11 protein-coding genes are annotated in these 12,118 nt (G+C 64.3%); 6 read left to right on the top strand and 5 right to left on the bottom strand.

Going from position 1 to position 12,118, the window contains the following annotated elements:
- Positions 1-89 precede the first annotated feature (89 nt).
- Both helR and ACNQOP_RS05805 read left to right on the top strand, forming a co-directional pair.
- Positions 90-2,300 carry an RNA polymerase recycling motor ATPase HelR gene (gene helR / locus ACNQOP_RS05800; protein ID WP_416403636.1) on the top strand — a complete coding sequence of 737 codons (2,211 nt, stop codon included), beginning with the start codon at positions 90-92 and terminating at the stop codon, positions 2,298-2,300.
- A 93-nt stretch (positions 2,301-2,393) separates the two neighbouring features.
- Positions 2,394-3,239 carry an HAD family hydrolase gene (locus ACNQOP_RS05805; RefSeq protein WP_257370037.1) on the top strand — a complete coding sequence of 282 codons (846 nt, stop codon included), beginning with the start codon at positions 2,394-2,396 and terminating at the stop codon, positions 3,237-3,239.
- Positions 3,240-3,255: 16 nt separating this feature from the next.
- On the opposite strand, the gene serS is transcribed toward ACNQOP_RS05805, so the two are convergent.
- Positions 3,256-4,536, bottom strand: coding sequence for a serine--tRNA ligase (gene serS, locus ACNQOP_RS05810; RefSeq protein WP_211710411.1), 1,281 nt, complete (start codon positions 4,534-4,536; stop codon positions 3,256-3,258).
- A gap of 111 nt (positions 4,537-4,647) precedes the next feature.
- On the opposite strand from serS, the gene ACNQOP_RS05815 reads away from it, so the two are divergent.
- Complete coding sequence (locus tag ACNQOP_RS05815; protein ID WP_416403637.1) at positions 4,648-5,709, top strand: diacylglycerol/lipid kinase family protein; 1,062 nt, start codon at positions 4,648-4,650, stop codon at positions 5,707-5,709.
- Here the strand turns inward: ACNQOP_RS05815 and ACNQOP_RS05820 are convergent.
- The 3 genes from ACNQOP_RS05820 to ACNQOP_RS05830 form a co-directional block, all read right to left on the bottom strand.
- Positions 5,706-5,936 carry a hypothetical protein gene (locus ACNQOP_RS05820; RefSeq protein ID WP_257370035.1) on the bottom strand — a complete coding sequence of 77 codons (231 nt, stop codon included), beginning with the start codon at positions 5,934-5,936 and terminating at the stop codon, positions 5,706-5,708. The two genes, ACNQOP_RS05815 and ACNQOP_RS05820, sit on opposite strands and share 4 nt — an antisense overlap.
- 94 nt (positions 5,937-6,030) lie before the next feature.
- A complete protein-coding gene (pheA, locus tag ACNQOP_RS05825; protein ID WP_416403638.1) occupies positions 6,031-6,963 on the bottom strand; it encodes a prephenate dehydratase in 933 nt (310 codons plus the stop codon).
- 29 nt (positions 6,964-6,992) lie between these two features.
- A complete protein-coding gene (locus ACNQOP_RS05830; protein ID WP_235518011.1) occupies positions 6,993-7,319 on the bottom strand; it encodes a rhodanese-like domain-containing protein in 327 nt (108 codons plus the stop codon).
- A 150-nt stretch (positions 7,320-7,469) separates the two neighbouring features.
- Here ACNQOP_RS05830 and ACNQOP_RS05835 point away from each other — a divergent pair, with 150 nt between their 5' ends.
- The 3 genes from ACNQOP_RS05835 to ACNQOP_RS05845 all read left to right on the top strand — a co-directional run bounded on the left by ACNQOP_RS05835 (position 7,470) and on the right by ACNQOP_RS05845 (position 11,206).
- Positions 7,470-8,213 carry a Type 1 glutamine amidotransferase-like domain-containing protein gene (locus tag ACNQOP_RS05835; protein WP_416403639.1) on the top strand — a complete coding sequence of 248 codons (744 nt, stop codon included), beginning with the start codon at positions 7,470-7,472 and terminating at the stop codon, positions 8,211-8,213.
- On the top strand, positions 8,206-9,645 hold the full coding sequence (locus ACNQOP_RS05840) for an amidase (protein WP_416403640.1): 1,440 nt from the start codon (positions 8,206-8,208) through the stop codon (positions 9,643-9,645). Before ACNQOP_RS05835 ends, ACNQOP_RS05840 begins: the two co-directional genes overlap by 8 nt.
- 61 nt (positions 9,646-9,706) lie before the next feature.
- On the top strand, positions 9,707-11,206 hold the full coding sequence (locus tag ACNQOP_RS05845) for a peptide MFS transporter (RefSeq protein ID WP_257370031.1): 1,500 nt from the start codon (positions 9,707-9,709) through the stop codon (positions 11,204-11,206).
- Positions 11,207-11,299: 93 nt separating this feature from the next.
- On the opposite strand, the gene ACNQOP_RS05850 is transcribed toward ACNQOP_RS05845, so the two are convergent.
- Positions 11,300-11,944 carry a DUF4190 domain-containing protein gene (locus tag ACNQOP_RS05850; protein ID WP_416403641.1) on the bottom strand — a complete coding sequence of 215 codons (645 nt, stop codon included), beginning with the start codon at positions 11,942-11,944 and terminating at the stop codon, positions 11,300-11,302.
- Positions 11,945-12,118 lie beyond the last annotated feature (174 nt).

Consider the following 12,118-nt stretch of genomic DNA (forward strand, 5'->3'; position numbering starts at 1 on the left):
TAACCCACACGGGGGCTTGCGGCAAGGCCCCCTGCTTGCCGAACAATTGACCCACGAACCCCATCACCACAGAAAAAGGGAGTCGTGGGATGCCCGAAACCAGCCCTCTGAAATCCAGTGCTTTCGCCCTGCCCGAGCACCTTAACCGCAAAGCCAACCCCAAGCTGATTGGCAGCGATGAGCAACACTTTGAGGCAATTGCTGAGACCCTCGCGGAGTCCATCGCCGATTTGTCCGACCGTCTGGAGGAGACCCGCAAGCAACCAGCCGGTCGCGGCCAACGGGCGTTGGACCGTGACCAGGAGATCCACCGCCTGACTGCCCGCCTCCGTGCGCTCCGCCGCTTTGGGCTGGATCTGTGCCTGGGCCGGATGATCCCCGAAGACACTCAGGAGCCGGTGTACGTTGGCCGTTTGGGCCTGAGCGACAAGCGCGGACGCCGCCTCCTTGTCGACTGGCGTTCGCCGGCCGCCGAGCCGTTTTTTGGTGCAACGCACGCCAATTCCATGGGCTTGGTGAGCCGTCGCAGATACCGCTGGACCCGGGGCAGGATCAGCGATTACTGGGACGAGGTGTTTACGGCCGACGGGCTGGAGGGGAACGAGGCCCTCGATGACCAGTCCGCGTTCATAGCCAGCCTGGGCACCAGCCGCTCCCCACGGATGCGGGATGTGCTGGGGACGATCCAGGCTGATCAGGACGCGATTATCCGGGCCGGTTCGCGGGGTGCCCTGGTGGTGGATGGAGGTCCAGGCACTGGTAAGACGGTGGTTGCACTCCACCGCACGGCCTATCTGCTGTACTCGGATCCCCGCCTGGGCCACCGGAGCAACCACCGGAAGAGCGATGTCCTTTTCGTCGGCCCACACCAGGCCTACCTGGCGTACGTCGCCGATGTCCTCCCCAGCCTGGGAGAAGAGGGAGTGCAGACGTGCACACTCAAGGATCTCGTCCCGGAAGGAGCCGACGCCGGGGATGAACAGGATCCGGAGGTGGCGCGGCTCAAGTCGTCCGTGAACATGGTGAATGCGATCGAGTCGGCGGTCCGGTTTTACGAGGAGCCGCCATCGAAGGGGCTGACGGTCGAAACTCCGTACGCGGACATCCGGGTGGGCGCTGAGGACTGGGTGGAGGCTTTCGATGCCGCCGAACCCGGTACGCCACACAACGAGTCCCGCGACGAAGTGTGGGAGGCACTGCTCGCTATCCTCATCGACAAAATGGAGGATCACGACATTCCGGAAGACATCCTGCGCCAAGCCTTCTCGCAGAATGCCGAACTGCGCAATGCCTTCAACCGGGCGTGGCCGCTGCTGGACTACAAGGGCCTGGTGGCAGACCTCTGGAGCGTTCCCGCCTACCTGCGCTTGTCGGCACCGTGGCTGCATGCCGAGGAAATCGCCGCCTTGCAGCGTGACGAGCCGGCCGCGTGGACAACCTCCGACCTTCCCTTGCTGGATGCAGCCAGGCAGCGGCTGGGTGACCCTGAATCGTCGCAACGCAGACGACGGCGGCAGGTCGCCTTGGCTGCCGAGCGGCAGTTGATGGACCGGGTGGTCGATGACCTGATTGCGGCCGACGACTCCGAACTCATGGAGATGTACATGCTGCGCGGCGATGACATGCGGGAGAAGCTCGTGGACGAGGATGGCCTGGAGGCAACCGATCCCGACCTTCTCGCGGGTCCATTCGCGCACATTGTGGTCGATGAGGCGCAGGAGCTGACCGACGCGGAATGGCGGATGCTGCTGCTTCGCTGCCCTTCGCGAAGCTTCACTGTGGTGGGCGACCGCGCCCAGGCCCGGCACGGATTCAACGAATCATGGGAGGAACGCCTGGAGCGTGTGGGAATGGGAAGCGTGCACATGGCCACACTCAGCATCAACTATCGGACGCCGGAGGAGGTCATGGCAGAAGCCGAGCCCGTGATCAAGGCAGTCCTCCCTGACGCAAACGTGCCTGTTTCGGTCCGCAGCACGGGGATTCCTGTGCTCCACCAGCACGCGGATACGCTTCATCTGGTCCTGGACACCTGGCTCGCGGCCAACGCTGAAGGAACAGCGTGCGTCATCAGCAAACAACGACACTCCGACGCCGGTCCTCACGAGGGCCGCGTCTACTGGCTCACTCCGGAATTGGCGAAGGGGCTGGAGTTCGACCTCGTCGTCCTGGTCGACCCGGAAGAGTTCGGCGATGGAGGCGCGGGCCACGGCATGGAAGGCGCGGTGGACCAGTATGTGGCGATGACCAGGGCAACCCGGCAGCTGGTACTCCTCCGAAGCACCCACAATGTTCCGTGATGTCTGTTCAGTGATGACTGTTCACGGTCCGTTAATCCCGTGCTGTGGCGCCGGTCCTAGTTCAGTGTCGGGGATGTCTGCTGTACTGGAAGCATGACTATTCTGACTGATACTCCAGTTGCTGGCATCGATGACCAGCTCAAAAACAACAACAAGCTCATGATCGCTTTGGACGTCGACGGCACACTCGTCGATCACGATGGCCACATGTCCCCGGCTGTCCGGTCCGCTGCACAGGCCGTTGTGGCCAGCGGGCATGACGTCATGATCGCTACGGGCCGCTCACTCAATGCCACGCTTCCCATCATCGAACAGATCGGCCTGGAGCGGGGTTACGCGGTCTGCTGCAACGGCGGCGTGACGCTCCGGCTGGATCCCGCAGTGGAGTCCGGCTACGAGATCATCCACAAGGCCACGTTTGATCCCGCTCCTGCGCTGCAGGCACTGCGGAAACGGCTGCCCAACGCCAAGTACGCGCTCGAGGATGAGGACGGAAACTTCCTCTCCACCGAACGCTTCCAGGATGCCAGCTTCGGCGTGGAGTCCATCGGCGTCGACTTCCAAACGATGCTGGACGCCACTGCGGTCCGCGTGGTGGTTTTCAGCACCGACAACACGTCGGAAGAGTTCAACGAGGCAATCCGGCACATTGGACTGTCCGGCGTGACCTATTCCGTGGGCTGGACGGCCTGGTTGGATATCGCTGCTGAGGGCGTCACGAAGGCCAGTGCTTTGGAAGCGCTGCGGCAGAAGCTCGGCACGGACCAGGCCAACACCGTGGCCGTGGGCGACGGCCGCAACGACATCGAGATGCTCACGTGGGCCGGCCGCGGCGTTGCCATGGGCCAGGCTCCGGATGAGGTTCTCGCCGTCGCGGATGAGGTCACCGCGTCAGTGCTCGACGACGGCGCAGCCTTGGTTTTGCGCGGCCTGCTGTAACTGCCGCCGAAAACCCCTAGAGAACGGGCAGGACCTCGAGTCCGCCAAGGTACTTCTGCAGCGCCTTGGGAACATTGACCGAGCCGTCCGGGTTCTGGTGGTGCTCAAGGATGGCCACGATCCAGCGCGTAGTGGCCAACGTACCGTTCAACGTGGCCACGGCACGGGTGCCCTTGGCGACACCTTCGTCGTTGATCACGCGTTCACGGATGTTGAGCCGGCGCGCCTGGAACGTGGTGCAGTTGGATGTCGAGGTGAGCTCGCGGTAGGCGTTCTGCGTGGGGACCCAGGCTTCGCAGTCGAACTTGCGGGCTGCGGACATGCCCAGGTCTCCGGCTGCGGTGTCGATCACGCGGTAAGGAAGCTCGCACTTGGCCAGCATTTCCTCTTCCCAGGCCAGCAGGCGCTCATGCTCGGCGGCAGCTTCCTCAACGGTGGTGTAGATGAACATCTCCACCTTGTTGAACTGGTGCACGCGGATGATGCCCCGGGTGTCCTTGCCGTGCGACCCGGCCTCGCGGCGGTAGCAGGAGCTTTGGCCCGCGTAGCGGATGGGGCCTGCGGAGAGGTCCAGGATCTCGTCTGCGTGGTAGCCGGCGAGGGCCACTTCCGAGGTTCCCACAAGGTAAAGGTCGTCTTCAGCGAGACGGTAGATCTCGGCGTCGTGCTTTACATCGAAACCGGTGCCCTGCATGGTCTCCGGACGCACCAAAGTGGGGGTGATCATGGGGACGAAGCCGGCATCGATTGCCTGTTCCATGGCCATCTGCAGCAACGCCATTTCCAGCCGGGCGCCAACGCCGCGGAGGAAGTAGAAGCGTGAACCGGAGACCTTGGCACCGCGTTCCATGTCGATCGCGCCGATCAGTTCGCCGATTTCCAGGTGGTCCTTCGGCTCGAAATCGGTGAATTCGCGGGGTGTGCCGACGGTCTTGACCACCACGTAGTCGTCTTCGCCGCCCTCAGGCACACCGTCCACGACGAGGTTCGGGATGACACGCAGGAGCTCCTCCTGCTTGGCCTGGGCGGCGGCGGCTTCAGCGGAAGCGGCCTTGACCGAGTTGGCGAGTTCCTTGACCTCGGCCAGCAGGGCCTGCTTTTCCTCACCCTTGGCCTGGGCCACCTTCTTGCCGAAAGCATTCTGCTCGGCGCGGAGGGTTTCGTGGCGGATCAGCGCAGCACGGCGATCGGCGTCAGCGGAGATGATCGCGTCCACAACGGACTCGTCGGCGCCACGGGCGCGCTGGCTGGCACGGAACTTGTCCGGATTTTCGCTGAGGTCTTTTACGTCGATCACCACACAAGAGTATCGAATCCCCCGCGGAACACCGGTGCGCCGGCGTTTAAACGCCGGACAGCCCACGATCCGGCAAAACAGGGCAGCCCAGCGGGATAGTGTTGGAGCACCATGAGCGACTGGATCCTGTACGTGATTCTCGCTGGGGGCGTGGCGTTTGCCGTCTCCAGTTGGTGGGGTGTGCGCCGATTGAAAGCCCGCCACATCAGGAGCGCCGTCCGGGAGGACGCGCACAAGCCGAACCCCGGCGACCAGAAGGTCGCCGTCATCCTGAACCCGGTGAAGAACAACGCCGAGGTTGCCCGCAACGCCATCATCGACGCGTGCGAGCTCGCCGGCTGGGACGCGCCCCGCTTCTATGAAACTACGGTGGACGACCCCGGTTACGGCCAGTCACGGCAAGCGCTGGCGGACCGCGCCGACGTCATCCTGGCGTGCGGTGGCGACGGAACCGTCCGCGTGGTGGCCGAGTGCCTGGCCCACAAGAATGTGGCGATGGGCCTCATTCCGGTGGGCACCGGAAACCTGCTGGCACGCAATGTCGATCTGGATGTCACCGACATGGAGGGCTGCATCCAGACAGCGCTGTTCGGCCACCAGCGCTACATCGACACCGCCACCATGGCCATCAGCAACAGCATCACCGGCCACGCATCCACGCACACGTTCCTGGTGATCGCGGGCATGGGCCTGGACGCCGAAGTTGTCGGCGATACCCGGGAAGACCTCAAGAAGACCGTTGGCTGGCTTGCCTACACCGAAGCCGGCGTGCGCCACCTGCCGGGCCGGCGGAAGCGCGTCAGCATCACCATGGATGACGAGCCCGAACAGGCACGCAAGATCCGCAGTGTGCTCTTCGCCAACTGTGGACTGATCCCGGGCGGCATCGACTTCATTCCGCAGGCCATGATTGACGACGGCATGCTGGACATCGTGGTGATGAGCCCGCGCAGCGCATTCGGCTGGCTCGCCATGTACACAAAGATCCTCTTCAAGCACAAGCACAACCTGCCCATGATGAGCTTCTACCGCTCGGGCAAGGTGACCATCCGCAGCCAGGAACCCATGGCCACACAGCTCGACGGCGATCCCTCCGGTGAGGCCACGAAGGTCACCGTGCAGGTTGAGCCAGCTTCCCTGCTGGTGCGCGTACCGAAGGCGAAGACCGCCTAGACAGCCCCGGCGTCAGGCTGGGCCGCGTTCCGCTCGGCTTCTTCGGCCGCTGCTTTCGCGGCAGCCCGGGCTTCGGACTGCTCCTTGATCATGGCCTGTTCTTCTTCAAAGCGGAGGCGATCCGCACGATCAGCATCGTCGCCGTCCCAGTCATCTTTGTTGTCACTCGAGGGCTTGGGATTGACGATCATGCCCTGGCCGTCTTTGTCATCGCTGTGGACAGTCATGACCGCTCCCTTCGTTGGTAATTCATCCACCGTTTATGGATCAGGCAAGCATACGCACACTTCCATCACTGCGAAAGGGCCTTGTGGACAGCGCCTACGAGCCCTTGAGCAGCGAGTCCACCCACGCATGGGCTGAGGCAAAAGCCGCGTCGGACGTGTGCGGAGCCACAATGGCTGCCTGCCGGTCCGCGCGGGCGTAGGAGCCAAGGAACCGGGTTGCCGGGCTGATTCTGTGCAGGCCCGCCAACGCATCCGCTACCCGCGAATCGGAGGCGTGCCCATCGGCGTCGATACTGAAGAAGTAGTGGCCCAGATACTGTCCGGTGGGCCGCGATTCGATCCTGCTGAGGTTCACGCCGCGGGACGCGAACTGGTCCAGGATGTCCATGAGGGCGCCGGGGTGGTCCTGCGGAAGCGGGACCACGACTGTGGTCTTGTCGGCTCCGGTCCGCTTCGGAAGCGGGCCGGGGCGGCTCACCAGGATGAACCGTGTGACGGCGTCCGGGTTGTCGCCAATGTTCGCGGCCAGGACGTTCAGCCCGGGCTGTTCGGCTGCGATGAGCGGGGCGCAGATTGCCGCGTCATAGGGTGCGTCGTCCGCCAACAGGCCCATGGCCGCGGCCGCCGTCGAGGAACCCGGAACGTAGTCTGCGTTCGGAAGGTGTTCGTCTACCCAGAGGCGGCACTGCGCCCAGGCGTGGCCGTGCGTCGAGATCCTCTTGATGTCGGAAAGCGCGACGCCGGGCCTCGCCACCAGCACGAAGGTGATGGGAACCAGGGCCTCACGGATGATCCGTAGCTCCTGGCCCGTGGCGATCGCATCCAGGGTTGCAGTGACCCCGCCTTCAACCGAGTTCTCGATGGGGACCATGGCCGCATCGGCTTCGCCTGCCCGGACCCGGTCCAGGGCGGTGTTGACGTTGGTGCAGGGAATGCGGGTGGCGTCAGCAGCGCCCGGCACCTGCATGAGGGCAGCCTCGGTGAAGGTGCCCTCGGGGCCGAGGAACGTGTAGGTGACTGCCGACATTAATATTCCTTGCTGGTTATATGCGTTGGTTACAGAACTACCGGCTTGAGCCCGTTGTCTGAAACCATCGGCTTTCCTGCTTCCAGCCACATGTCCATCCCACCGGCAACATTCACCGCGGAGTAGCCCTGGCCGACCAGCCACTGAACGGCCCGGAAAGATCGGCCGCCGGTGCGGCAGATGACGAAGAGGTCGTCGTCCGGGTCAAGCTCGTCCAGGCGCGCCGGCAGCTGGTCCATGGGGATGTGGCGTGCACCTTCGGCGTGCCCTGCCACCCATTCGTAGTCTTCGCGGACGTCCAGGATGCTGGCATCAGCCGGAATGTCGCCAACAGGCACAGTGTCAAAGTCGCTCATTGGGGTCCCTTCCCATCGATTTAAGTCCAGCATCCAGCCTAGTCCTCGCAGCCCGGAGCAGTAACCTGGACCCGCAGGCGGTTGCTTACGGGAGCGCGGGCGTTAAGACTGGACCCGAAGCAATCCATCGAAAACCGTGAGGAGCACCCTGTGCCTGCTGGGCAACCCACCATCCTGACGACGTCCGGCGGATACAAGCCGGGCGAACGCACCAGAGTCGAGTTCAACCACTTGATGCACTACGCCGTGGAGCTCTCCGGCGTGACGGGCCGCGCGCCGCGGGTGACGCACATCGGCACGGCGTCCGGCGATCAACGCTGGTGGGCCGCCGAGATGGACCAGGCCGCCAGGATTGCGGGTTTCGACTTCAGCCACCTCAACCTTTTCACCATGCCGAACATCGCTGACCCGGAAGCGCATCTCCTGGAACAGGACGTGGTGTGGGTCAACGGAGGTTCGGTGGTGAACCTGCTGGCGGTGTGGCGCGCGCATGGGCTGGACCGGGCCCTCCGGAAGGCCTGGGAGGGCGGCGTGGTGCTGGCCGGCGTTTCCGCCGGTTCGATCTGCTGGTACCAGGGCGGCGTGACCGACTCCTTCGGTCCGGAACTGCGCCCGGTCACAGACGCCCTCGGCTTCCTGCCCTACGCCAGCGGCGTGCACTACGACTCCGAACCCCGCCGCGCGCCGGCCATCCACGCGTTGGTGGCCAACGGCACGCTGGGTGAAACCCACTGCACGGACGACGGCGTCGGGCTGGTTTACCGGGGCACGGAACTGGTGGAGGTGGTCTCCGAGGTGAAGAACAAGGCAGCCTTCCGGGTGACGGCCGGTGCGGGCGAGAGCGTGGACGCAGTGGCAGTGGAGGAGCGGTTGGAGTCGCGTTTCCTTGGCTGATCCTTCGTCCCGGGCCCCGGCCGGCCTGACCGCCGTAGGACTCCGTGATGCCTTGGCTTCCGGTGATCTGTCCGCCCGCGAGGCCTCCCGACACTTCCTCTCCGTCATCGAGGAGCGGAACAAGCACCTCGGCGCGTTCATCACGGTCATCCAGGAACAAGCCTTGACCGCAGCCAACACCGCCGACCAGTTGCATGCCCGCCTCTCGCGCCAGGGCAGGCTGGAGGAACTTCCCCTGCTTCACGGGATGCCCACGGCGTTCAAGGACCTCACCGACGTCGCGGGGGTTCCCACCACGCATGGCAGCGCGGCCCTGGACCACAAGCCAGCGTCCGAGGACGGCGCGTTGGCGGCGCACTTGAGGCGTCACGGCGTCCTCCCACTGGGTAAGACGCAGGTTCCGGAGTTTGGACTGACGGCCTACAGCGAAAACCGCGTGGCACCGCCGTCGCGCAATCCGCACTCACCGGGGCTAAGCTCCGGCGGCTCCTCGGGCGGCAGCGCTGCCGCAGTGGCCGCAGGGTTGGTGCCGTTCGCGCCGGGTACCGACGGCGGCGGGTCCATCCGGATTCCGGCCGGTGCCTGCGGACTGGTGGGCCTGAAGCCCGGGCGGGGCACTGTGCCCGTGGGCACCAGCACCGGCGATACGGCGCAGTTGGTGGTTACCGGCCCGCTCGCCCGGACAGCCGCCGATGCCGCCTTGCTCATGGACGCCCTGGTCCCCCGGGACCAGGCGCCCGACGGCGGATACCTCGCCAACGTGGGTCGGGCGCCTGAGCCCCTGAAAATCGGTATGAGCCTGGCTAGTCCATGGGCCGGGATCTATCCCTTCGAGATTGAGCCTGAAGCGATGGACGCTCTGGCGAGGGGCCGCGAGCTGCTGGAAAAGGCGGGTCACAGCGTCAGCGAAGCGGAGATCCGGTACGACAACCGCTATCCGGAAGCGTTCACCGCAGCCTGGACCGCCGGCGTCGGAAGCGCCCGGATAGCACCCCGACGGGAGGCGCTGCTGACTCCGCTGACCCGGACGTTCCGGCGCCGGGCGCAACAGCGGAGCGCATCCAAGGTCAACGAAGCGCTGGGTTTCCTCCGGCAGTTCCAGCACGACACGATTGCGCAGTACTCTCCGTGGGACCTGATCCTCATGCCCACCTTGGCGCAGACGCCTCGGCCCATCGGCTGGTTCACCGGCGGTGGGCACAGCGGCGAGCGCTGGCCGAGCGAGTGGTCCGGCGACGCCGACGACGACTACAGAAGGCAGTGCGAGTACGCGCCGTGGTCCTCCATGGTGAACGTGTGCGGACTGCCGGCCATCAGCATCCCGGTTCACACAACCGTTGGTGGCTTGCCGATGGGGATCCAACTTATTGGCCGGATGGGTTCTGAGCTGCAGCTTCTCCAAGTGGCAGCTTCCCTGGAGGCTCATTCCTGACCGCGGGCACGCGTGTCTAGCATATGGAAAGTGCTTGCCTTGAGCATCTATCGATGTGACAATGCCCGCGGTCAGTGCCAGCATTGAGAAAATGAGCACTCCACAAACCACGGCTGAGCCTACAAAGGCTTCGGGCGATACGTCATTCTTCGGCCACCCCAAAATGCTGGCCAGCCTCTTCTCCGTGGAGATGTGGGAGCGATTCTCCTTCTACGGCATGCAGGGCATCCTGCTCTACTACATGTACTTCACCGCCGAACAGGGCGGCCTCTCCATTGACCAGGGCCTCGCGGCCAGCCTGGTGGGCGCCTACGGTGGAGGCGTCTACCTGTCGACGATCCTCGGCGCATGGCTCGCCGACCGTCTGTTCGGCTCGGAGAAGGTTCTCTTCGGCTCCGCCATCATGATCATGGGCGGGCACATCGCCCTGGCACTGATTCCGGGGATTCCGGGACTCATTGCCGGTTTGGTACTGGTGGGCGTCGGCTCCGGTGGCCTGAAAGCCAACGCCACGGCCCTGGTTGGCACCTTGTACGGCGAGAAGGATGAGCGCCGCGATGCAGGTTTCTCCATCTTCTACATGGGCATCAACATCGGCGGACTCATTGGGCCGCTGGTCACCGGTTGGCTGCAGACGAGTTTCGGCTTCCATGTCGGCTTCGGTGCCGCAGCCGTGGGCATGGCTATCGGCCTGGTCATTTACGCGCTCGGCCGCAAGCGCCTGCCCGAGGAAGCACACCGTGTCCCCAACCCGCTCCCGGCGAAGGACCGCACAAAGTACGGGCTGATCTTCCTGGGCATCCTTGTGGTGATAGGCGTCCTGTTGGGAACGGGGCTCGTCAACGCCAACAACCTGGCCCGCAGCATGGCGTACGCCGCAATCGGAGCTTCTGTGATCTACCTGGTCCTGATCTTCCGCAGTCCCTTGGTCTCCGGGCTGGAGCGCAAGCGCGTGGTGGCCTTTATCCCGCTCTACATCGCATCCGCCGCGTTCTGGGCACTGTTCCAGCAGCAGTTCACGTTCATTGCCGTCTACTCGCAGGAGAAGCTGGACCGCAATCTCTTCGGCTGGGAAATGCCAGCCGCGTGGGTCCAATCGATCAACCCGGTATTCATCATCATCTTTGCCGGCGTCATGGCTGCCCTCTGGACCAAACTGGGCCCCAAGCAGCCCAGCTCGCCGCTGAAATTCTCCGCGGGCCTTTTCATCATGGGCATTGCTTTCCTGGCCTTCATCCCTTTGGCGGGCGACGGCAAGACCCCGCTGCTGGCACTGGTGGGCATCCTGTTCCTGTTCACGCTGGCGGAGCTGTTCCTCTCCCCCATCGGCCTGTCCGTCAGCACCAAGCTCGCCCCCAAGGCGTTCCACACCCAGATGGTGGCCCTGTTCTTCCTGTCCGTCTCCCTCGGCACCACCCTGGCCGGCATCCTGGCTGGTCTTTACAACCCGCACGACGAGCTGCCGTACTTCCTGGGCATCGGCGGCGTGGCAGTGGTGCTCGCCGTGGGCCTGGCTTCGGCAACTCCCGCGATCAAGAAGTTGATGGGTGGGGTTCGCTGACAACCGACACAGCCGGACGTTGACCAACGACGGCGACCCTTGCGCCTGGTGGGATTCCCACCTGACGCAAGGGTCGCCGTCGTTTGCTTTTGCTTAGTAGTTGTACCGGCTGGTGGAGGCCCCGATCGCGGCAAAGAAGATGATGCCGAAGATTACGGTCAGTGCAATGCCGATGTAGCCCATTACCAGGCCTGCAATGGCCATGCCTTTGCCCGCTGGTTCCCGCTTGAGCGCGATGTGGCCAAGGATCACCGCGGCGATCTGCGGCAGGATGAAGAAGCCGAAGCCCACAAAGATGGCGATGCCGCAGCACATGCTGGCGATGCTTAGGCCTTTGGGTTCAGCCTGCATGGCGTAGTACGCGGGCTGGCCGTACGGTGACTGCGGCTGGCCGTAGGGCTGCTGGCCAAATGCCTGCTGCTGGTACGGGCTGGGCGGCTGGCCGTACGGCGACGGCGGCTGCTGGCTGTAGTCGCCCGGCGAGTAAGCGCTCTGGCTCGGGGGCTGCGGCTGGGTGTAGAAGTCGTTCTGGCCCTGGGCGTTTTGCGTATAGGCGCTTTGCTCATGCGGCGGGATTGGCTGGGTGGCATTGGCCCCCTGGTCCGGCGCGCTGTAATCCGGCGTGGCGGGCTGCGGCGCGCTGGCCTCCGGTGCGCTGAACTGTGCGGGCGGAACGTACTGCGGCGGTTGGTAGCCCGCAGGCTTGTCCTCGTTGTCCTTGGATGGCTGATCTGACATAGGAATCCCCCTGCTATCTGGTCTTTGATCCCAACACTACCGCCGTCGCAGGCGGTGCATAAGTAGGACACATGTGGCGGGATTCATGCATATGCATGGAATATGAACGGGAAGCGCAGGGTTAGCACTAATAGCGACGTAAGCAGCGCTAACTACGATATCTGCGGGATTCGT

The sequence above is a fragment of the Arthrobacter sp. LFS091 genome (assembly GCF_047977885.1).
Classification (GTDB): Bacteria; Actinomycetota; Actinomycetes; order Actinomycetales; family Micrococcaceae; genus Arthrobacter.